Here is a 21,459-nt window from a genome sequence, read left to right on the forward strand (position 1 = left end):
ACCATAAACTTGAAGCTTAAGACTGCTTATTGTTTAAATGCGCTTGCACTTGATCACGCACCCAAGCTTTTAAATCCTCTGACATATTGGCTAACTGTTCACTAAGATAGTCCTCAATATGCGACTCTAACTCTTTAACAAAATCCTCATCTAATGGACCTTGAATGTTTTTGAATTGAAACGATTCTGGTTGATTCGATATAGAGGGTGTTAATTCTACAGGGGAATCTGTCTGTGAGTTCGACTCAGATTCTGACTCTACTGAGTCTTCTAAATCAACCGTACTATCTGTCTTAGCTGTATGGTCAGTAGTGTTGTGAGCTACAGCATCTATCGAAGCATCTTCTGCTGTATCCATACTTTCTTTACTATCATCCTCAACACTGTCTTCAATCACGTCATCTGAAGGCTCAGCTTGTACCGGTTCAACTGAATCAGCGTTGGTATCCTCTTTCTCAGAGATTGTTTGCGTTTCGGCCTGATGTTGCATCGCCTCCTCAGCCTCTGCTGATTGTATCGCTTCTCGCTCTGCAGCCAGACGTTCAGCTTCTAGGCGGTGCTCTTCTTGTCTAGTGGCTTCCTGTTCGGCGGTAATTTCGGCATAAATACCATCAATATACGCATGCAAATCAGGAATAGAGAACTCAAACTTTTCTAGGTCTGTTTTATCATCAAGCAGCTGTACAATGTCATCAAGCTCTTGAATCAAAGCCCCTTTTACTTGTAGCGGCGCGTTGGCCCAGCGATGAGAGAATTGGTGTGAGAACGCGACTTGTGTCATATAGAACTGTCTCCGTGATTGTATGTATGCGCTATAAAGGTAGGAGGCTAACTATTACTTATTAGTACAGCAGTAATTAACTGCATCCTGGCCCAACCCATTTATAAATAGGCTAGGCTAATAATGATCAAGTTATGATAACTGCCCAATATTAAAAACCGAATATTTCTAATTAGGCTTAGGACAGAACAGCAGCCTACTCAGACCAACGGCCAAAGACCAATGCACCATTGGTACCACCAAAGCCAAAACTATTGGACATGGTGTATTTTAAATCCGATACCGAGCGTGCGGCATTGGCCACATAATCTAAATGGCAGTCTTCATCCACCTTATCTAAATTTATCGTGGGCGGTACTACTTGGTCTTGCAGTGCTAAGATACTGAAGATTGCCTCAATAGCACCGGCAGCGCCTAATAAATGTCCAGTCATAGACTTAGTAGAGCTGACCAGAATGCTGTCTTTACACTGCTCAAATACGCCTTCAATCGCTTGTGATTCAGCAACATCACCGGCAGGGGTACTGGTGCCATGGGCGTTGATATAACCAACCTCACACGCGTCAATTCCGGCATCTTTTAATGCCGCTGTCATGGCACGTGCTGCGCCATCGCCATCGGTTGGTGGCGCAGTGATATGATGCGCATCATCACTCATACCGAAGCCCGCAAGCTCAGCCAAGATAGTCGCGCCACGTGCTTTAGCATGCGCCAAGCTTTCAAGCACCAATACACCCGAGCCATCGCCGAGCACAAATCCGTCGCGGTCTTTATCAAACGGGCGACTGGCTCGAGTAGGGTCATCATTTCGAGTAGATAGTGCGCCCATTGCTGCAAATCCTGCCATACCAAGCTCGCTTGAGCCTTTCTCGCTACCGCCGGCAAGCATCACATCACAGTCGCCATAAGCAATCAAACGTGCGGCTAGACCTATAGCATGAGCAGATGATGTACACGCTGTTGCCGTCGCCAGATTAGGACCACGTAATCCATGCTTAATCGCCACCATACCCGCAGCCATATTGATAATCGCACCGGGTAAGGTAAAGGGAGAAACACGGCGCACGCCCTTTTCGGTTAATGCATTTCGATTGTCTTCAATGGTTTGTAGACCGCCAATACCCGAGCCAATAATGGCGCCAAAGCGATTGGGGTTAACATTTTGTACTGGTGCAGGATCGGCACTGACCTCAGAGATAAAGCCAGCCTGCTTTAGAGCCATACTTGCAGCAGCCACGCCATAATGAACAAAGCTGTCATAACGGCGCGCTTCTTTTGCCGCCATATACAAACTGGCATCAAAATTATCAATGGTACCGGCAAACTGTGAGCGGTAACTTGAGGCGTCAAAATGACTAATAGACTTAATACCACTCTCACCATTTAATAGACGTTGCCATGTCGTTGAGACATCTAGCCCAAGCGGGGTGATGGCACCCATACCCGTAATCACCACACGTTGATGGTCATTACGCTGATAATGCGGCGGTTTGTTAGAAGCGGTATTATTTGTGGCAGTGTTTGCTGAAAGCTGGCTCATGATTTGGTTGCCTTATTACTGTTCGCCGTAGACTTTTAGGTTGGCTGCAAAACCACAGTTTTTCATGCGGGCAGACTGAACCACGGCATCACGCTCGCCATAGAGTCGAGATAATTTAGCTTCGTTGGCTTTGGCATTGCTGCTTTTACCTAGACCGAAGTTGATATTTGGTGAAATACCCCAGCGACCAGCAGAGACGCCAACACCCACACCAGTGGTTGTGATACCTGAATAGGTATTTTTTTGGTTATTAATATAGGTGTTAATGCGATTGTACTCTTGGCTCAAGTTATTGCAGTCATAAGACTGATAAGTGCTTGGCGGGATATACTGTGGGGAGACGTTGCCCGTACTGGCGCAGCCCACCATCATTAGGCAGCCGGTCATCAGCAATCCTGTGCTTGATAGAGCTTTTGATAAAATATGTGTCATAAATAAATCCAATTTTGTCATGAGCGAAAACGAGTGACTAGTACAAACTGTTAATACGAATTACTGATAAAAGCTATTTAAGAGAGGCACTGATGTTAATGTCCTCGTTAATCTCTAAATAAAGTTACCAGGCTTAATCACGGCAAGGGTGACAATACCGATATAAGCAAGCAGCGCAATAAAAATGCCGGCTTTACTTTGAGACGGTGTTGCAGTGGCTCGGAATGCTTTAATACTAGCACTTATTGCCGCAATGAGTAATATAAATTTGGCGGCAACCCATTGCAGCGGCACATTAAGAGACAGGAGTGGCATCAGCGATACAACCCCTGAAATAATAAGCAGGGCATAAACCACATGCGTCGCAATTTTACCTCTTTTGTCCAAGCGTTCGCTTTTGGTCAATACTAAATAACTCTGCCACAAAAATAAAATAATCGTCAGAGCTGCCATAAGCATGTGTAGATGTTTCATAGTATCCTCAAGTCGTGGCAGACAAATTGCTCATGCCAACTTAATGTTAACTGAATATAAATAGGTCTTATTTTGTACAAGCTTATACAAATAAGTGTCGGTTTGATTGTCATTTTAAAGAAGTTGTGCACTCAAATAAACAATGCACTTAACTAAACAGCGGTGCTTCTTTTTATAATCGTTAATTAACCTTTATTTTGTCCGGCACATAAGGGGCTAGCAGGGACAGTTTGTGCTTTGTTGTTTAGCTCATCCCATTCTGTAGGACTATAGGCATGGATAGCCAGTGCATGGACGCTGCCGCCTTGCGCAGTCATTAAGTCATTAACCAAGCCATAAATTTGTTGGTGTCTGGCAACCGCACGCTTGCCATCAAAGTCGCTACTGACAATGGTTAGTTTAAAGTGGCTTTCTTTACCATCAAAGTATCCGGCATGATTCATTGATTCATTCACTAAATCAATATGCAGCGGATTTAAAGGTTGCAGATTATCAATAATCGCTTGTTGTGTTTGCAAAATAAAGCTCCTAATTGAGGATAAGTCGTAAACAAACGCTTGGGCAAGATACGGATCATACGACACGTCTTAACAAAGATGGTCTAAAGGGCAATAATTATAGATAATCATCCTAAATCAGTCGTCTGTTTTTATTGTAAAGCTATGGCAGTAAGGGTAGCAACAAAAAACAGTCAGAGCAAAGCCACTGACTGTTTAACCGAGTATTAAGCGTACTCTTTATCGATCACTCAATTATCAAGCAAACTTGATGTTTAGTAGATAATTTAGACAATGGCTTATGGTCTATATTTTTGAGTGACTTCTGGAATCAAGCTGCGCAGTGTGGACATACGTGCTGCGCTTGATGGGTGAGTGCTTAAGAATTGTGGCGGCTCGCCTTGGCTGGCTTGTTGCATTTTTTGCCATAAGCTAACGGCAGCATTAGGATCGTAGCCAGCTTTAGTCATCAATACCAAACCAATTTTGTCGGCTTCTGACTCTTGTGTACGGCTGTGCGGACGGGCAATACCCAAGTCGCTTGCCATAGAAGCCAGTTCAGTTTGACCTTGTGATAGACCGAATATGCTAGCAGCAATACCTAAGCCTGCTTGAGTTGCATATTGACTAGAGATACGCTCACGCGCGTGCTCACGGATAGCGTGTGCCATTTCGTGACCCATAATCGCCGCAATCTCGTCATCGGTTAAGTTTAAACGGTTAACAATACCAGTGTAGAACATCACTTTACCACCAGGCAATACAAACGCGTTTAACTGATTTGATTTGATGGTGTGTACTTCCCATTTCCAGCCTTTAGCATCACTGCGATAAAGCTCTACTTGGCTGATTAAACGGCCCGCAATACGGTTTAAGCGATTTAATAGGGCAGGGTCGGTATCCAAAACACCTTTAGCGCGCGCTTCTTGTAAGCTTTTTTGATAGCCTTGTGCTGACATTTGTAAGACTTGCTCGCTTGATACTAATAATAGCTGCTGTCTGTCGCCGCCGAGCACCCCAGTATTGGTCGTGGTGCTACAACCGGTCAAAGCCATCGCAGTAACCGAAGCGGCTAACGTACTACGTATCAAAAATTTCTTCATTATAAATAATCCTCGCTAATGGGTTTGCGTCCTATGCCAGACAGTTTTTAATGACTGTTCTACTACCTTTCAGACGATGGACAGATAGTCGCTCTCAATTTAACACAGTTATATTGCTAAATAATGCAGCATTAAATAGATTGTGTCTTAACTATATATCACCATTCACCTAAGCAGATAGAACGACTAACCTTAACTTCAATCGTTGTTAGTTCATCTAATGTATCGGCTTAGCATAATCAAAGTTTATCGAATCAACAGTAACAAAACAGCTTTTTATTGTAAATTGCATTATGAGCCGGCATTTTAATAATATACACGAAGGGGGGAAATTAACTGTTTTAAAGTCTATTGCTCTTCTAAATATTTGATTTATAAGCAAGTTATCATGGTTTAAAGTTTCAAAGTTAAAAAAGTCAATAAAATAGTGAAAAAAGGTGTTGACAGTAATTTTTTTTGGTCTATAATAGCCCACCTATCGAGAAGATGCGATTATTTGGATAAGCGGGATTAGCTCAGTGGTAGAGCATAACCTTGCCAAGGTTGGGGTCGAGAGTTCGAATCTCTTATCCCGCTCCAATATTTTAAGACACGTTTATTTTAAGTCTTAAAGACCAACAGCCCACAAGTTGGACAATATATCCAGATAATGGTAGTATTACCATACAATATGCGGGATTAGCTCAGTGGTAGAGCATAACCTTGCCAAGGTTGGGGTCGAGAGTTCGAATCTCTTATCCCGCTCCAATTTCTAAAAAGGCCTCAAAACTCACATCGAGTTTTAAGGCCTTTTTTTGTCTGAAAAATCAAATCCGATAAAGGGATTGCAGTTTCCACTAGTTTTTACTCAAGCCTAACTCTTTACCCGAGTCGATTGCTATAATAAAGCTGCTGCTGTCTTAGGATATTGGCAAAAATATCATCATCGTAGGGAATCACAAGGCTCTTCGGTACTTCTATTACAAAGTCGCCTGAACTCACTTGCAAAAATTTGTCATTAAGATGAGTGACATGTAGTCCATAGTGTTTCAAATCATCGGCCAGCTCATTGAGTATAGTCTCTTGTTCGGCATCGCTGATCTTCGGTCTAGAATAACTTTCAGGTCTGATAATCATACGCCCATCAACAATGTCATGGTTTTGACTAGGATGACCGTTTAGCAAGACGCTGTGCTCTATCTTATTTTTATATTTATCGTTAATAATACCCATCAAGAATTACCCTTATAAATAACAACGTTTGTCTGTATCCGTTAGGATTTTTATCAGCTGTATCCGTCTCAGACTAAAGCTTTATTATTTCAATTTAAATATTTTCAGAACGGATTTTATAGAGATTTGGTAAGTATTTGGAGATAGAGACAGGCGAGACAATAGCTAAGTAGTTTAATAAAAATTAGCTTCACTTCATTATCCGGTTATTTTTGTTACCACGACCTTGTTCAGCAGCTTTATGGCATTCAATATTGATGGCAATCAATGATGGGCCAACTCTTTGTGTGCACCTATCGGTAGGTACATTAACCATTCCGCAAGCGCTCGGCGTCGCAGCAGCATTTGAGGTCAGTGGTGCGGTTTTCTAGATTAATCCCAATCGAAGCTTTTTTAAAAATCTTATCTTCAATCAAAATCAGAACAAACCTCAATTTGAATCTTTAACCAGATTTAAATTGAGGTTTGTTCGTTTATAGAGTAATCCGCTTGATAAATAGATTAATTATTGATTGAAATTATGAAAATCCTTTCAGAGAAACAGGTTTTGTTTAGTTAATAAAATCATATACAAGTTGCTCCTAATTCCTTTTAATTATTACATTTAAATTACACTGTAGAAATAATGTTAATTAACGAATTTAAAACCATTTATGTAGCCCTTTTTCATAAAAAACGACTTTTAATACTGGCTTTTATGTATATCCTTAACTATAATGAGGTATTAGGTGTTAATCATATCAGCTTATGAAATATAGGGTACTTGAGATTCATTCTTCTCTGATTATGCCAATCCCATTGCATCTTAATTGTCACGACATGGAATAAATAGTCGCTCTCTAGTATCGAAGTACTTTTTAGTTATGCTTATTAGATAAGCTTACATTTTGATACTTGTTATTTAGAAGATTTTGCAAGCCAGTACTGCAACACATACATTCTATATACTTATCAAGTTTCTTCATTCTCGAGTACCCTCGACAATTCAAAGATTAAGTTAGCGTATATCAGCTATCAACAATATATGAAGGGGTAACGTATGCAAGCAAAAGAGCAACCCGTTAAAAATCAGTGGCTAACCGCCCTTGTGATGTCTTTTATTGCTTTACCATTTATCGCATTACTGTTTATTTGTGCCTACGGCTTTATTGTCTGGTTTGGTCAAATGCTATTTTGGGGCCCACCAACCTAGACCTAGATTTCAAAGTTAAGCTGCGAGCAGTTTATCTCTAGTGATTATCAAAACTAATCGACCAAACAAGTAAACAAACAGACAATCAGCGTCAAAACATTCGAGACAGGTGATTAAGCTCTCGACCTTGATACGACCAAATGGCAAGGAATTATCATGAACGCAATTAAACGCCTATTTAGTTGGCTGCGTCGGCTTTTATTCAAACCATCAACACAAATTGGCCTCGGTATCCTTATTCTTATTGGGTTTGCCGGTGGTGTTTGGTTCTGGGCAGGGTTTAACGCAGCACTCGAAGCGACCAACAAAGAAGAGTTTTGTTTGTCTTGCCATACGATGGAAGACAACATGCTGCCAGAATTAAAGAAAACCGTGCATTGGCAAAACCGCACTGGGGTACGTGCAGAGTGTCAAGATTGTCACGTACCACATGACTTCACTGATAAGATAGCGCGTAAGATGCAGGCCTCTCGTGAAGTGCTGTCACAGGTGATGGGTGATATCGGTACCCGTGAGAAATTTTTAGCGCACCGCGGCGTATTAGCGCAGCGTGAATGGGCTCGTTTTAAAGCCAACAACTCAAAAGAATGCCGTAACTGTCACGATTACGACAGCATGGACTTTAGCAAAATGCGTGTGACATCACAGATGATTATGCGTAGCGCTGCTGAACGTAATGCCAGCTGTGTTGATTGTCACAAGGGTATTGCGCATGAATTACCAGAGATGGAAGGCATGCACAACCCAGCCTTTGATTCTTTGGTTTCAGAAGCGGGTAGCACCAAAATCAACGTGGGCGAAACCTACTATAACGTGGTGCCACAGCCTTTATACCTAGATTCTGAGAAAATTCAGCAAGCCGGTACTATTGAGGTGGCTGCACCAGCGAAAGTAATCGCTCATGAAAATGGCATGACTCAGATTGAGCTTGATATGTGGCGTAAAAACAAAGGCTTTGGCCGTGTTTGGTACACCCACTTTGGCTTAAACATTGTTGATGCGATTATCGAAAAAGAGCTGTCTCGTGATGAGAATATTGTTACCGTCAAAGAATCAAAAGAAGATCCAATGACTGGCCTTGAGTGGCAAAAAGTTAGTGGTCAATTCTGGGTAGAAGACGGCTTATTAATGGACAGTCTAGAGCCTGCTTGGGACATCGCTGGTCAAACCTATGCCGACAACTGTAGTGTGTGTCACCGTCAGCCAGATCCTTCAGGACATGATGCCAACCAGTGGCCAGGTCTATTCAGTGGTATGGTCGGGTTTACCAACCTAGATGACGATTCAGCAAACTTAGTACTTAAATATCTACAGCTGAATTCATCAGACTTTACGGGTAGCAGCCATGCACCAGGGTCGCCTGAAAACGCTATCCAAACGGCACGTCCATAACGCACTCATTGTCTAAGGTAAGAGGTATATTATGAAAAATATGAATCGTAGGGGCTTTTTAAAATCATTGGCGGCCTTATCTGGTACAGCCATGTTGCCTACGCCGCTACTTGCTGATGACAGCGTCATAACCAAAGCTAAGGGTGTGGATGCCAATCAAGATTGGAGCGGCTGGAAAATGTCAGGCGCTCACTGGGGTGCGTTTCGTGCTCGAGTAGAGGCGGACAAACTGGTTGAGATTAAGCCGTTTGAATTTGACCAATATCCGACTGATATTTTAGACGGTGTGCCAGGGATTATTTATAGTCCATCACGTGTTCGCTATCCAATGATCCGTGTCGATTGGTACAAAAACCGTCATAAGAGTGATACCTCACAGCGCGGTGACAACCGGTTTGTACGTGTTAGCTGGGATGAGGCATTAGACCTGCTGTATGAAGAGCTTGAGCGTGTCCAGAAGACTTATGGTCCTTGGGCGCTACATACCGCAAACGTTGGTTGGCGCTCAGTGGGTAACGTACACAGCTGTGGCAACCACATGGTGCGAGCCATCGGTATGCACGGTAACAGTGTCGGTACCGCTGGCGACTATTCTACTGGTGCCGGTCAGATGATTTTGCCTTATGTGTTGGGGTCAACTGAGGTGTATTCGCAAGGCACCTCATGGCCGGTTATTCTAGATAACTCTGAGCTGATTATCTTCTGGGCCAACGACCCAATCAAAAACTTACAGGTCGGCTGGAACACAGAGACGCATGAATCATACGAGTACTTTGAAATCTTACGCGATAAAGTAAGAAACAAAAAGATTGAGGTCATCTGTATCGACCCAGTGAAGAGTAAAACTCAGAACTACCTAGAGTGCGAGCATCAGTTTGTTAACCCAATGACAGACGTAGCCTTTATGTTAGGGTTAGCGCACACTTTATATACCGAAGAGCTTTATGACAAAGAGTTCATCGATATGTACGCACTGGGTCTGGATGAGTTTACGCCATACTTGATGGGTAAAACCGAAGACAAGGTTGAGAAGACCCCTGAGTGGGCGTCTAAAATCTGTGGTATCAGTGCCGATAGAATCCGTGAGCTGGCTCGTAAGATGGCGAAGAGCCGTACGCAGCTGTGCTTTGGTTGGGCCATTCAGCGTCAAGAACACGGTGAACAGCCTTATTGGATGGGCGCAGTACTGGCGGCAATGCTGGGTCAAATTGGCCTACCGGGTGGCGGTATCAGTTACTCACATCATTATAGCTCAGTGGGCGTACCAACCTCAGGCGCATCAATGCCAGGCGCGTTCCCGCTGAACTTAGATACGGGCCGTAAGCCTAAGTATGACAATAGTGACTACAATGGTTACAGCTCAGTTATTCCAGTGGCGCGTATGGTTGACTGTCTGCTTGAGCCAGGTAAGAAGATTAACTTCAACGGTCACGAAGTCACGTTACCACCACTGAAGATGGGTATTTTTACTGGTAGTAACCAGTGGCACCGTCACCAAGACCGTAACCGTATGAAGAAAGGCTACCGCAATATGGAAACGGTGGTGTCCGTTGATTATAACTGGACCGCGACCTGCCGTTTTGCCGATATCGTCTTGCCGGCGTGTACCCCTTATGAGCGTAATGATATTGATGCTTATGGCTCATACAGTAACCGCGGTGTGATTGCGATGCATAAACTGGTTGACCCGCTGTATCACTCAAAATCAGACTTTGATATTTGGTATGAATTTACCAAACGTATGGGCCGTGAGCTTGAATACAGCCGTGCGATGAACGAAATGCAGTGGATTGAACAGCTGTATGAAGACTGCCGAGCAGAAAACCTCAAAAAAGACTTCTATATGCCAGAGTTTAAAGAGTTCTGGGAGAAAGGGTATGTTCTGTTCCCAGAAGGTGACCCTTGGGTACGTCATGCCGACTTCCGTGAAGACCCAGAGGTTAATGCGCTAGGTACGCCTTCAGGATTTATCGAAATCAGCAGCCGTAAAATCGCAAGCTATGGCTATGAAGACTGTAAAGGCCATCCGATTTGGATGGAGAAAACCGAACGCTCTCATGGTGGTCCAGGCTCCGATAAATATCCATTATGGTTACAATCAGTCCACCCTGATACCCGCCTGCATTCGCAAACCTGTGAGTCAGAAGAGCGCCGGGCAACTTATACCGTACAAGGTCGTGAGCCTTGCTATATCGGTCCAGAAGATGCTAAAGCCCGCGGTATTAAAGATGGTGATTTAGTTCGTGTCTATAACGACCGTGGTCAGCTAATTGCCGGTGCGGTTATCTCAAATAACTTCCCACCGGGTGTGATTCGTATTCAAGAGGGCGCTTGGTATGGCCCAACTGGACCTGAGATTGGCGCTATCGATACCTATGGTGATCCCAATACCTTGACAATTGATATTGGTACCTCCATGTTAGCGCAAGGCCCAAGTGCCAATACCTGTATTGTCGAGATTGAGAAGTTCAAAGGAAAAGCGCCTGCAGTGACCTCGTTCGGTGGTCCAAAATACGTCAATCCAGATGGCAGTCCTGCTAGTGATGATAGAGTGTAATCGATAAGTCATTAGTCGTTATATGATTGCTATAATCAATAAAAGGGCTTTGCTGACTGGTTAGCAGAGCCCTTTCTATATCAATCAAATACAGCTCTTGAAATAAAATAGATATTCAAAATAGAGTATAAAGCAGGTCAAATTATCATGACGGCTTTAATTCAATGCGCTCATCTTACCGGAAATAATTATGAAGACAGCAACAGAACAAGCTAGCACAGAACAGATAACGACAGAACAGTGGCACGCTGCAAACAATGCCCGTGCTGCGCTTTATCGTTGGTTCGCCGATGTGTTTGCCCATGAGCTCAGTCAGACTGCGGTAGCAGATTTACCAAACAGCTATACGGATTTACATCAAATATTTAGCGATTTGGGGTTAGAGGCGCAAAGTACGCGCCTTAAAAAAGCGATTCATAATCTTCAGGTTATCCCTGAATCAGATCGCTTTATCGAGTTGGCAGCAGATTTTGCTCAGATATTTCTGCTTAGTGATAAAAACAGCGCACCGCCGTATGCCTCTTACTATATCGATGCCGATAACATGCTATACGGCAAGCCTGCCCAACAAATGGGTCAATTTTTGGATACGCATCAGCTCAGTTTGCATCCAGACTTTCGTGAGCCAAAAGATCATATCAGTGTGTATTTGAATGTGATGTCGGTTTGGATTCACTCTAGTGCTGACGATGAAAAAAATATTGCGAGCATAGCAAAAGAGCAGGCAGCCTTTTTAGAAGATGCTTTATTGAACTGGCTAACGCAGTTTAGTGCGCGTTGCCAAAAGATTCGGGTCAAAACGGATATCTATCCGGCGTTGACTGACTTATTGCAGCATTTTGTGCAGGAAGATAAAGCGGCGATGCTAGAGATGATTAACGAGTTGTCATAACAAGCTATACAATAGAGGTATTGGCCGTATCAAATAATATAGTAAGCTGAGTCACTAATCGGCTGTTTGACTAGGGCGTGTCCTCATTTTGAAAATGGTGATAAAAATAAGATAAATCGCAGTCAGACAAGGAAAATAATGCCGTAAAATTCTTTCATACTAAACCCTTTTACATTAAACCCCTTCATACTAAATAATACTATCTGATTAAGAGAGTCTGTTACCGTGATTACCGTAGAAGAGTTACAAGCTGCCATTACCAAGCGTATCCAAACTTATCATGAGAGTGATGTGCCTGCTGCTAATCGACAAACACAGACGATGGCACTGTTGACCAGTCTAAATCATATTTTGGCGCAAGATGTGACATCGACCTTTGATGTACCGCGTCAAAATATCTCTGCTATGGATGGGTATGCCATTGCTAAAGGCAGCGAGTTAAATGAAGACACTACAATTGACATCATCGGTGAATCACAAGCGGGCGCTGCTTTTAGTGGTGAGTTAGAAGCAGGGCAGGGCGTGCGTATCTTCACCGGTGCTGTGGTGCCGAGTGATTGTGACACGGTTGTTATGCAAGAAAATACCAATTTTGCAACTATCAAAGACAGCATTGATAAATCACAGCCGTATCAGATTACGCTTACTAAGACAGCCGAAGTCGATAAGAATATTCGCAAGCAGGGCGAAGAGATTGAAACCGGTGAAGTGGTGTTACACGCAGGCAAGCGCCTAAACCCAGCGGACATCAGCTTATTGGCCAATCTTGGTATCAGTGAGGTAGTCGTTTATAAACCCTTGGTTGTTGGCCTTTTAGCAACGGGAGATGAACTCGTCACAGTCGGTGAGCCACTTGAGACGTTGGCGCAAATTTATAACTCAAATACGCCAACGCTTAAAAGTATGCTTGCAGACTTACCTGTAGTGATACACGACTATGGCATCATTCCTGACCATTTAGAGATGACTCAAAAGGCAGTGCTTAGTGCGATGCAAGAGTGTGATGTGCTGATATCAACGGCGGGCGTGTCTGTGGGTGATTACGACTTTTTGACCACAGTGATTGAAGAATTGGGTCAGATTAATCATTACAAAGTGGCCATGAAACCAGGCAAACCATTTGTGTTCGGTGAACTGACTAAAGATTTACAGACGCCGGTGCTTTATTTTGGTCTACCCGGTAATCCATTGTCATCAGTCGTCGGGGCGCTGCAGTTTATTATTCCGGCCTTATGGCGATTGTCTGGTGTTAATGAACAGCATTTACCGCTGTCATTAGAAGTGGAAGCGACGCTTACGACCGACGTTAGAAAGTCACCAGGTCGTGCCGATTATCAACGTGGTATTTTAAGCCGTGATGACAATGGTGACTTGGTCGTTAGTCCTGCGGGTAAGCAAGATTCGCACCGTATCAAACAGTTAAGTCTGGCCAATTGCTTGATTGTATTGCCAAAAGATTCAGGCAGCTTAAGTGCTGGCGAGACTGTCACCGTACAACCTTTCCCTTGGTCTTAAACAATCTATTTATTGCCTAGCTAGCGGGGTTAATGAATCTAACTGGGTACTAAGCTGCTAATTAAAAGTTAAGTACAAAATTATACCCTTCGTATCATATGAATGAACGACTACTAAAGTAGTATAAAGGGGGATGTCGCCCTTATCTTTAGGGTCAGTATTTAAACAGCATCAACCTGTTATAATAAGGCATACAAATTTGCAGCATCAAACGGGGGTAATCAAGATAGATTATCCTTAGTTTATTTTTTTTAATCTTTGCTTTTTTCATCCACAACCTGAGGCAACGCTTAGAGCACACTTTATTCAAATGATTACGGTACCTAATATGAACCATCTTAATGCCAACCTAGGGCAAGCTAGGCTGTACACCCCTTCTTTAAAGTCAGCACTATTTGATGGTCAGGACCACCCTTCATCTCTATATTCAGATGGGCGGCATTCGCCTATCACTGCCTTCAAAAGTGGCTTAGATACGCCATCGCTTAACACCAAACATCATATTAGCAGCACTACGGCTCACAATAAAAAGCCAGACTCTGTCGGCAATGACAATAAAGGGCTATTAACTGATGGCTTTTCACGTCGTTTAACTTACTTGCGTCTGTCTATCACTGACTTTTGTAACTTTCGCTGTGACTATTGTCTGCCAGATGGCTATCAAGGTAAGCGACCTAAAAACGAGCTAAGCATCGACGAGATAAAGGTACTGGTAGAAGCCTTTGCCAATGTGGGCACAAAAAAAGTGCGTATCACAGGCGGTGAGCCTTCTATCCGTAAAGATGTGACCGACATCATTCGCTTAATTAAGCAAACCGACGGTATCGAAACCGTTGCCATGACCAGTAATGGCTATAAGCTTGGCAAGCATTTGCAAGCTTGGAATGAGGCAGGGCTTGATCAGTTAAATATTAGTATCGATAGCTTTGACCCTAAAGTATTCCAGAAGATAACCGGATTTAATATGTTACCAACCCTGTTGGCAGACATAGATACCTTGCTTGAAACCACAGATATTAAGCTAAAACTCAACGGCGTGCTGATGGAAAGCACTGCTTATGAGACCTTGTTGTCAGCACTGGATTTTGTTAAAACCAGACCAGTGACGTATCGTTTTATTGAGTTTATGCAGACCAGTGACAACAGCGATTTGTTCTTTGCGCAGCATGCGCAGTCCGCATTAATAACAGAATATTTGCTTGAAAATGGATGGACACCTCAGCAAAGAGGTCAGACCGACGGACCGGCGATTGAGTATAGCCATCCTGATTATGTGGGTCGTATCGGTATGATTGCACCGTATGCGCCGCACTTTTGTGAGAGCTGTAACCGCCTGCGTGTCAGCAGCTTAGGTAAAGTGCATCTTTGCTTGTTTGACCAAGGTAATTACGATATTCGTGATTACTTACAAAACCAAGATGTGAATGGACTGATGGCTGTACTACACAGCTTCATGCCAATTAAGCCAGAGCATCATCATTTAGATGAGTCGAACAGCGGTATTATGAATAATTTATCTATGATTGGTGGCTAAAGCAATTATCTGCTGAGCACCGTTAACTGTCAGTATTTAGAGGACTTATTATGTCAAAACAAAAAGAATTTACGCCGTTAAAGGTTGCCGTTTTAACGGTATCTGATAGTCGCACCTTAGCAGAAGATACGTCGGGTCAATATTTGGCCGATTCACTGCAAGAGGCCGGTCATCAATTAGCGGACCGTCAGTTAATTACCGATGACATTTACAAAATTCGTGCGGTGATTAGTGGCTGGATTGCAGACCCAGACGTGCATGCTGTGATTACGACCGGCGGTACCGGTTTTTATATCCGTGACAGTATGCCAGAGGCGGTGAGCGTTTTATTTGATAAGACCATTGATGGCTTTGGTGAAATGTTTCGCCTTATCTCAAAAGAAGAGATTGGCATGTCTACCGTACAATCCCGTGCTGTCGCTGGCATGGCCAATAACACAGTGATTTTCTGCTTACCGGGATCATCAGGTGCTTGTCGTACGGGCTGGACTAAAATCATTAAAGAGCAGCTAGACAGTCAAACCCGCCCATGTAACTTTGTGCCACATTTAATGCGTGTGAATCCAAGTCACGATTAATAGTGCAGTCATTGGCTAATATATTGTTAGCGAAGACATTAAAGTGAAGATATCGGTGATATGACAAGCAAACAGGCAGCTACACTAGATAATCTAGCAGGGGTATTAATTTTGGCAGGCGGGCTATCCACACGTATGGGCTCGCCTAAAGCCCTATTAACGCTACCATCGGGCGAAACGCTAATAGATTATCATGTACGACATGCCAGTCAGCTTGGTGTGCCAGTGGTGATTGCTGATAATGAGCAAGGTTTTCAGCCGGCTGTCAGTACCAGCAATGCCCAAGTAAGCTATGTGCAAGATTATCTACCGCAAAGTAGCAATAAAAAGGCTCAAGCTAAGCACTCAGCAGGACCACTTGGCGCCATAGTTTCAGGCTTACAGTATGTTATGGCGGATAACCCTCATTCGAAAAGTGATGAGAAAGAGCAGCGCTCAAAGTGGTTGATGGTTATTAGTTGCGATAGCTTAATTTCGGCAATCGATGTTTGGCACTGTATAACTGATCAGCGTAATATCACACAAGAAACGGCTGGAGTGAATCCCCGAAAGGTATACTGCTTGGCAAAAAATGCTTTGAGCGAAAAACAGCGTTTATATCCTTTGTTGGCGCTGTATCAGTTGTCACTTACGGAGGGGTTAAAGTCCTATTTGGATGCAGGTGAGCGCCGAGTGATGGGCTTTATCAACCCTATTTGCCATACTATCGATATGCCAAAATCTTGGGATCGCTTATCTAATCTCAACACACCTGAGCAATTTAAACTCGCCTGCGAGCACTATTTTGCTTAAATAAACGTTGCTTATACAGCTTTAAGCGCAATCTGGTTTGTCACAACCGCCAAAAATTTACCTTTTATCAAATACGATTTGACCCTAAGTGTCGGAGCAAGCCCTATGTCAAACAAGCAAAACAACCAACACGCCTTAAGCGATAAACAGCTATCGCATTTGGACGCCGATGGCGACATTCACATGGTTGATGTGGGGCATAAAACAGTGACGACGCGTGAGGCGGTAGCACAGGGTTATGTGATTTTTCCACCTGATATTTATCAGCATATTAAGGATGCAGATGGGCAGACCAAAAAGGGCAGTATCACCCAAACCGCTCATATCGCAGGCATCATGGCAAGCAAGCGCACTCATGATTTGATTCCGTTATGTCACCCACTACCCCTTGATAAGATTGGTTTAAGCTTTGAGTATGATGATGACAAAAGCGCCATCAAAGTACAAGGTACGGTGAGGGTAACGCACAAGACAGGCGTTGAAATGGAAGCTTTGACTGCCGTAAGCGTGGCCTGTTTGACTATTTATGACATGACCAAAGCCTTATCACACGACATCATTATTAATGATGTTCGTTTGGTGACCAAGACAGGTGGTAAGTCAGATTATCAAGCGTAATGGTTTTTTTATAGCCAGTTTAAAAGCGTGTACTACTTAATACAGATAAGATGAAAGAGAACATTATGAATATTACCGTATTATATTTTGCCAGTTTGGCGGACAAAGCTAAGAAGGGACAAGAAGTACTTACTTTAGACAGTCAAATCAGCTTGCCTAACCTCTACACCAAGCTTCAATCAGAGCATGGGTTTGAGCTTGACAGCTCACAAGTTCGAGTCGCGATTAATGATGAATTTGCGGACTGGAATGATACGATTAACGAAGGTGATATAGTTGCCTTTATTCCGCCGGTCGCTGGTGGTTAATCGTCCAATAACTGACGATTAATACAAATAAGCGGTTAATCAAATAAAAGCATTTGAGAACCACAAGGTAAACAAAAAGCCATGTCTAATTTAGAGTCAAATAAAGCTGAAACACCTGTATCTACTGAGGATGCACATCAACAGTCTAGCCAAATTAGCTTAAGCGTGGATGAGGTTTATGCGATTGCCGAAAAGCAAGGGTTTGCTCTACTTGATACGACGATTGATGGTCAGCGTCTCAAAGACTGTTTGGAAGATGAAGAATGTGGTGCGTTAGCAACCTTTGAGGGCTGGGTGCGCAATCATAATAATGGTAGTGAGGTGACAAGTCTGACCTATTATGGCTATGAGCAACTCGCCATTAACCAAGGTAAATTGATTATTGAAGAGGCCAAACGCCGTTTTGATATCGAAAACGCAGTCGCCATTCATCGTATTGGTGCATTAGAGATTGGCGATATGGCAGTATGGGTCGGTGTCTCATCTAAGCATCGCTATCCTGCTTTTGATGCTTGCAGATGGATTTTGGATACGATTAAAGCAGATATTCCTGTCTGGAAACAAGAGTTCTATCAAGATGAGTCGTCAAAATGGCTCAGTAATAATGGTTAAAGAGTGCCAGCTAGATTGTAAGCTCTCAAAGTATTTTTAAAGCTCAGCTTAGAGCCTAGTTGGGCTTTTTTAGAGCTGAGCTTTTTTATTTATACTGGCAATCAAGGCAACCAAAACAACCCCAAACCCAATCAATAATAACGACATGGTATGTGCCATGCCATAGTTTAACGCTTCGACTTGCTCGTAAATGGCAATAGAGATGACTTTGGTCTCACCGGCAATACTGCCACCAATCATTAGCACCACACCAAACTCACCAATCGTATGCGCAAAGCTAATCAAGCTACCCAGAATAATACCTGACTTGGCTTGGGGTAGAGCCACACGCCAAAATCGGCGTAACCTATTGGCTTCCATCAATCGAGCCATGTCATTGACGCTTTTTGGAATGCGTAAAAATTGCGCGTAGACCGGCTGCATATAGAAGGGAAGGGAGTAGATAATAGAACCAATAACCAAGCCTTCAAAAGTAAATGCCAGTGCGCCAATATCATGCGCAATGAGCCATTGACCCAGTCCAGATTTTGGACTTAACAGGAGCAGTAAATAAAAACCTAATACTGTGGGTGGTAATACCAGTGGCATGGCAATGATGCCCATTAACATGATTTTTAGTCGAGCGATTATGCTATTTGATGACGGTTTAGCTAGCCAATAAGCCAGTGGCGTCGCAAATATCAGTAGGCAAAAAGTGGTGACGCTCGCAAGCTTGATGCTGAGCCATAACGGAAGCAACATATCAGCAAGCGAGGGCGAGAGTAATGACATAGCGTCAACCGACTATCAATGGGTCAAAGTTCTACAAAAGTGTGCACAGAAACCCTATTATAACGGTTTACGCCATATTAAGTAGACCATTAGATGAAAGTCTAAAGATGAGAAAATTTGTTTATCATTCAATCATATATTTACTCAATGGCACCTTTGTCGATAGGCAGATATCCGGCTTTAGAAAACACCTGCTGAGCAGGTTTAGACTGTAAGTACTGGCTAAACTCAACCGCCTTTGGGTGCTGACTGATAACAATACCATCTTGTAGGATGGCAGGGTAACTGTCCGGTGCCAAAGGGATATATTGGCTGGAATTAATATCGGCACTGACTAATTGTGATAGCGCAACAAAGCCATAATCGGTACTGGCGGTATGCGTATATTGAAAGGCTTGGCTGATATTTTCTGCTTGAATGATATTTTTGTTAGCGCTTAAGGTTTGATAGAGTCTTTGCTGTTCCAAAAATGCTTTGGCTGATGCGCCGTAAGGGGCGAGTTCTGGATTGGCAATCGCAATTTTCAATGTCGGCTGAGTTGCCATATCGTTCGAAAGCAGCTGATTCACTTGCGTACTACTAAGTTTAGACTTATCTGCCTCTTGCTTATTATTTAACGGATGCTTGCTACTGTATAACGCCAGTTGACCTTGCGCGTAGGTAAAGGGCTGATAAGACTGCGCTAACGAGCCTTGCTCTGATTGTTTCTGGTGCTGCTGAGCGTATTTTTTCGGATAACTTTGATCCGCTGATAAAAAAATATCATAAGGTGCGCCAGAGTTAATCTGAGCGTACAGCTTGCCAGAGGACGCATAGGTAACCTCTATATGGGTATTATCATTTGCCTTTACTGAGTCTTGAGCTGAATGGTTTTCATTATACTCATCAATTATAGATGGTAATACACCTGCTAAGTTTGCCGCTGCTGCGATACGCAAAACCTCAGTGTCTTCGCTGGTGTTATGCTCAACTGTTTTTGGCTTTGTTTGAGATTGCGTGGCAGTGCTGTTATCGCTGTTGTTATGAATGCTAGATTGATTATTGTTCTGTAAGCTGTTCTGATTGCTGGCTTGATCGTTTGAGCAGCTAGCAATCATGACAGCCAGTGGCAATAATACCAGTTGTTTTAGACGCAACGTCAGGGTTATGGTTGGCTTAGAGGTTAGCGGTGGTTTATGAGTCAATAGGGCGAACATAGGTCACCTAGATAATATTGGGATTAAAACTGACGCAAAACAAGAATAGTTCTAGTCAGCGAACTACTAAAATGTCTAGCGGGTGGTGTAGCGCAGCGAAACCCATGTTGACGTCTTTAATCGAATAAAAAGTTAAGTGCCTAATTTAGTATCGCGACATCACTATTGCAGCACTTCTGCGATCGCATTCGCGACATAATCGACATTATGAGTATTTAAGCCGGCGACACACATCCGAGAAGTGGCCAATAGATAGATGGCATAGTCTTCTCGTAGCCGATCGACCTGTTCAGGGGTCAAGCCGGTGAAGCTAAACATCCCCTTTTGAGACGTCAGATAATCAAAGTTATGAGCAGGTAGCTTAGCTTCTAATACCGACTTGAGCTTATAGCGCATGGCTTTGATGCGATCTCGCATAGCATATAATTCACCTACCCATTGCTCGTACAACGCATCGTCACTCATGACGATATTGACCACATGCTCTCCGTGGAATGGCGGAGTAGAGTACAGACGGCGTACGACAAGTTTCAGTTGCCCAAACACCCGCGTCGCCTCATCCTCTGACGGGCAGACGATAGACAGGCCACCGACTCGCTCCCCATACAAAGACAGGTTTTTCGAATATGAGTTACTGACAAACACTGGCAAGCCCAACGCTACCGCTTTGCGAATCGCATAAGCATCGCTGTCTAAGTCCTCACCAAAGCCTTGATAGGCAATGTCCATAAAGGGGATAAGCTCACGTTCTTTCACCACTTCCAGTACGGTGTCCCATTGCTCATGGGTCAAGTCAACGCCAGTGGGGTTGTGACAACACGGATGCATCAGCACCACATCGTGTTTATTCAGGCTCTTAAAGAAGGCGATCAGCGCCTCAAATTTAAGTCCGCCCGTCTCTGTGTCATAGTAAGGATAGCTACCCACTTCAACACCGCTACCTTCAAAAATAGCAACATGATTGACCCAAGTTGGGTCGCTCACGTAGCATTTTGATTTTGGGAACCAAGCATCGATAAATTCCGCACCGACTTTCAAAGCGCCAGAGGCTCCGACTGTGCCAATAGTCGCGACACGATTTTGTTGTAATACTTCCGCATCTTTACCAAACACTAAGTTTTGACAGGCTTTTTGAAAGCCGACCAGTCCCTCCATCGGCAGATAAGGACGCGGAACAATAGGATCGGACAGACGTGCTTCTGCTGTCTTCACGCACTTTAGTACCGGTAGCTGACCGTGCTCATCCAAGTATATACCAACCCCCAAGTTTACTTTATTAGGATTGGTGTCCGCCAAATATTGACCCACCAATTCTAAGATGGGATCACCTGCATAAAACTCGACATGTTTAAACATTTTAGAACCTTACGTTTTACGTTGCCCTTTATTGCCCTTCATAACGTTCATGAGCCGCATTGAGCAACAATAAGCCACTTTATTGTTATCAATATAACTATTGAGAT

21 protein-coding genes and 2 tRNA genes are annotated in these 21,459 nt (G+C 43.4%); 13 read left to right on the forward strand and 10 right to left on the reverse strand.

Features of this window, described 5'->3' with window-relative positions; genetic code table 11:
* Positions 1–16: 16 nt before the first annotated feature.
* From AC2SLM_RS04965 to AC2SLM_RS04990, 6 genes are all read right to left on the reverse strand, one after another.
* Positions 17–781 (reverse strand): hypothetical protein, encoded by a 765-nt coding sequence (locus AC2SLM_RS04965; RefSeq protein ID WP_486552405.1) that lies wholly within the window; start codon positions 779–781, stop codon positions 17–19.
* Positions 782–977: 196 nt separating this feature from the next.
* Positions 978–2,321 carry a beta-ketoacyl-ACP synthase II gene (fabF, locus tag AC2SLM_RS04970; RefSeq protein ID WP_486552407.1) on the reverse strand — a complete coding sequence of 448 codons (1,344 nt, stop codon included), beginning with the start codon at positions 2,319–2,321 and terminating at the stop codon, positions 978–980.
* 15 nt (positions 2,322–2,336) lie between these two features.
* Positions 2,337–2,753, reverse strand: coding sequence for a hypothetical protein (locus AC2SLM_RS04975; RefSeq protein ID WP_486540189.1), 417 nt, complete (start codon positions 2,751–2,753; stop codon positions 2,337–2,339).
* 114 nt (positions 2,754–2,867) lie between these two features.
* Positions 2,868–3,227, reverse strand: a complete 360-nt coding sequence (locus tag AC2SLM_RS04980; protein WP_486540191.1) for a SirB2 family protein — start codon at positions 3,225–3,227, stop codon at positions 2,868–2,870.
* 185 nt (positions 3,228–3,412) lie between these two features.
* A complete protein-coding gene (locus AC2SLM_RS04985; RefSeq protein ID WP_486540193.1) occupies positions 3,413–3,745 on the reverse strand; it encodes a BolA family protein in 333 nt (110 codons plus the stop codon).
* A gap of 278 nt (positions 3,746–4,023) precedes the next feature.
* Positions 4,024–4,827 carry a M48 family metallopeptidase gene (locus AC2SLM_RS04990; RefSeq protein WP_486552409.1) on the reverse strand — a complete coding sequence of 268 codons (804 nt, stop codon included), beginning with the start codon at positions 4,825–4,827 and terminating at the stop codon, positions 4,024–4,026.
* 504 nt (positions 4,828–5,331) lie between these two features.
* Here AC2SLM_RS04990 and AC2SLM_RS04995 point away from each other — a divergent pair.
* Positions 5,332–5,406 (forward strand) — tRNA-Gly (locus tag AC2SLM_RS04995).
* A gap of 93 nt (positions 5,407–5,499) precedes the next feature.
* Positions 5,500–5,574 (forward strand) — tRNA-Gly (locus tag AC2SLM_RS05000).
* A gap of 114 nt (positions 5,575–5,688) precedes the next feature.
* Here AC2SLM_RS05000 and AC2SLM_RS05005 read toward each other — a convergent pair.
* Complete coding sequence (locus tag AC2SLM_RS05005) at positions 5,689–6,039, reverse strand: hypothetical protein (protein WP_486552411.1); 351 nt, start codon at positions 6,037–6,039, stop codon at positions 5,689–5,691.
* A 1,039-nt stretch (positions 6,040–7,078) separates the two neighbouring features.
* Between AC2SLM_RS05005 and AC2SLM_RS05010 the strand changes: the two genes are divergently transcribed.
* From AC2SLM_RS05010 to AC2SLM_RS05060, 11 genes are all read left to right on the forward strand, one after another.
* Complete coding sequence (locus AC2SLM_RS05010) at positions 7,079–7,231, forward strand: periplasmic nitrate reductase, NapE protein (RefSeq protein WP_486552413.1); 153 nt, start codon at positions 7,079–7,081, stop codon at positions 7,229–7,231.
* A gap of 156 nt (positions 7,232–7,387) precedes the next feature.
* Complete coding sequence (gene torC / locus AC2SLM_RS05015) at positions 7,388–8,623, forward strand: pentaheme c-type cytochrome TorC (RefSeq protein WP_486552414.1); 1,236 nt, start codon at positions 7,388–7,390, stop codon at positions 8,621–8,623.
* Between the two features lie 31 nt (positions 8,624–8,654).
* Positions 8,655–11,180 (forward strand): trimethylamine-N-oxide reductase TorA, encoded by a 2,526-nt coding sequence (torA, locus tag AC2SLM_RS05020; RefSeq protein ID WP_486552415.1) that lies wholly within the window; start codon positions 8,655–8,657, stop codon positions 11,178–11,180.
* Positions 11,181–11,370: 190 nt separating this feature from the next.
* A complete protein-coding gene (gene torD, locus AC2SLM_RS05025; protein WP_486552416.1) occupies positions 11,371–12,072 on the forward strand; it encodes a molecular chaperone TorD in 702 nt (233 codons plus the stop codon).
* Between the two features lie 225 nt (positions 12,073–12,297).
* On the forward strand, positions 12,298–13,587 hold the full coding sequence (locus AC2SLM_RS05030; RefSeq protein WP_486552417.1) for a molybdopterin molybdotransferase MoeA: 1,290 nt from the start codon (positions 12,298–12,300) through the stop codon (positions 13,585–13,587).
* 328 nt (positions 13,588–13,915) lie between these two features.
* Positions 13,916–15,121, forward strand: a complete 1,206-nt coding sequence (moaA, locus tag AC2SLM_RS05035; protein WP_486552418.1) for a GTP 3',8-cyclase MoaA — start codon at positions 13,916–13,918, stop codon at positions 15,119–15,121.
* A 50-nt stretch (positions 15,122–15,171) separates the two neighbouring features.
* Positions 15,172–15,699, forward strand: a complete 528-nt coding sequence (moaB, locus tag AC2SLM_RS05040; protein WP_486552420.1) for a molybdenum cofactor biosynthesis protein B — start codon at positions 15,172–15,174, stop codon at positions 15,697–15,699.
* A gap of 60 nt (positions 15,700–15,759) precedes the next feature.
* Positions 15,760–16,491, forward strand: coding sequence for a molybdenum cofactor guanylyltransferase (mobA, locus tag AC2SLM_RS05045; RefSeq protein WP_486552422.1), 732 nt, complete (start codon positions 15,760–15,762; stop codon positions 16,489–16,491).
* A gap of 105 nt (positions 16,492–16,596) precedes the next feature.
* Positions 16,597–17,109, forward strand: coding sequence for a cyclic pyranopterin monophosphate synthase MoaC (gene moaC, locus AC2SLM_RS05050; RefSeq protein WP_486552424.1), 513 nt, complete (start codon positions 16,597–16,599; stop codon positions 17,107–17,109).
* 65 nt (positions 17,110–17,174) lie between these two features.
* Positions 17,175–17,417: a molybdopterin converting factor subunit 1 gene (gene moaD, locus AC2SLM_RS05055; protein WP_486541452.1), complete on the forward strand. Its 243-nt coding sequence runs from the start codon at positions 17,175–17,177 to the stop codon at positions 17,415–17,417.
* Positions 17,418–17,498: 81 nt separating this feature from the next.
* A complete protein-coding gene (locus tag AC2SLM_RS05060; RefSeq protein WP_486552426.1) occupies positions 17,499–18,029 on the forward strand; it encodes a molybdenum cofactor biosynthesis protein MoaE in 531 nt (176 codons plus the stop codon).
* A gap of 69 nt (positions 18,030–18,098) precedes the next feature.
* Here the strand turns inward: AC2SLM_RS05060 and modB are convergent, their stop codons facing one another.
* The 3 genes from modB to AC2SLM_RS05075 form a co-directional block, all read right to left on the reverse strand.
* Positions 18,099–18,800, reverse strand: coding sequence for a molybdate ABC transporter permease subunit (modB, locus tag AC2SLM_RS05065; protein WP_486552428.1), 702 nt, complete (start codon positions 18,798–18,800; stop codon positions 18,099–18,101).
* A 140-nt stretch (positions 18,801–18,940) separates the two neighbouring features.
* Positions 18,941–19,996: a molybdate ABC transporter substrate-binding protein gene (gene modA, locus AC2SLM_RS05070; protein WP_486552429.1), complete on the reverse strand. Its 1,056-nt coding sequence runs from the start codon at positions 19,994–19,996 to the stop codon at positions 18,941–18,943.
* A 162-nt stretch (positions 19,997–20,158) separates the two neighbouring features.
* Positions 20,159–21,352, reverse strand: a complete 1,194-nt coding sequence (locus AC2SLM_RS05075; RefSeq protein WP_486552431.1) for an amino acid aminotransferase — start codon at positions 21,350–21,352, stop codon at positions 20,159–20,161.
* Positions 21,353–21,459: the final 107 nt, after the last annotated feature.

The organism is Psychrobacter sp. CX16, assembly GCF_057396245.1.

Coding starts and splice junctions, on each gene's coding strand:
- AC2SLM_RS04965 (WP_486552405.1), bottom strand. CDS start 781: ATGACACAAGTCGCGTTCTCACACCAATTCTCTCATCGCTGGGCCAAC.
- fabF (WP_486552407.1), bottom strand. CDS start 2,321: ATGAGCCAGCTTTCAGCAAACACTGCCACAAATAATACCGCTTCTAAC.
- AC2SLM_RS04975 (WP_486540189.1), bottom strand. CDS start 2,753: ATGACACATATTTTATCAAAAGCTCTATCAAGCACAGGATTGCTGATG.
- AC2SLM_RS04980 (WP_486540191.1), bottom strand. CDS start 3,227: ATGAAACATCTACACATGCTTATGGCAGCTCTGACGATTATTTTATTT.
- AC2SLM_RS04990 (WP_486552409.1), bottom strand. CDS start 4,827: ATGAAGAAATTTTTGATACGTAGTACGTTAGCCGCTTCGGTTACTGCG.
- AC2SLM_RS05005 (WP_486552411.1), bottom strand. CDS start 6,039: ATGGGTATTATTAACGATAAATATAAAAATAAGATAGAGCACAGCGTC.
- AC2SLM_RS05010 (WP_486552413.1), top strand. CDS start 7,079: ATGCAAGCAAAAGAGCAACCCGTTAAAAATCAGTGGCTAACCGCCCTT.
- torC (WP_486552414.1), top strand. CDS start 7,388: ATGAACGCAATTAAACGCCTATTTAGTTGGCTGCGTCGGCTTTTATTC.
- torA (WP_486552415.1), top strand. CDS start 8,655: ATGAAAAATATGAATCGTAGGGGCTTTTTAAAATCATTGGCGGCCTTA.
- torD (WP_486552416.1), top strand. CDS start 11,371: ATGAAGACAGCAACAGAACAAGCTAGCACAGAACAGATAACGACAGAA.
- moaA (WP_486552418.1), top strand. CDS start 13,916: ATGAACCATCTTAATGCCAACCTAGGGCAAGCTAGGCTGTACACCCCT.
- moaB (WP_486552420.1), top strand. CDS start 15,172: ATGTCAAAACAAAAAGAATTTACGCCGTTAAAGGTTGCCGTTTTAACG.
- mobA (WP_486552422.1), top strand. CDS start 15,760: ATGACAAGCAAACAGGCAGCTACACTAGATAATCTAGCAGGGGTATTA.
- moaC (WP_486552424.1), top strand. CDS start 16,597: ATGTCAAACAAGCAAAACAACCAACACGCCTTAAGCGATAAACAGCTA.
- moaD (WP_486541452.1), top strand. CDS start 17,175: ATGAATATTACCGTATTATATTTTGCCAGTTTGGCGGACAAAGCTAAG.
- AC2SLM_RS05060 (WP_486552426.1), top strand. CDS start 17,499: ATGTCTAATTTAGAGTCAAATAAAGCTGAAACACCTGTATCTACTGAG.
- modB (WP_486552428.1), bottom strand. CDS start 18,800: ATGTCATTACTCTCGCCCTCGCTTGCTGATATGTTGCTTCCGTTATGG.
- modA (WP_486552429.1), bottom strand. CDS start 19,996: ATGTTCGCCCTATTGACTCATAAACCACCGCTAACCTCTAAGCCAACC.
- AC2SLM_RS05075 (WP_486552431.1), bottom strand. CDS start 21,352: ATGTTTAAACATGTCGAGTTTTATGCAGGTGATCCCATCTTAGAATTG.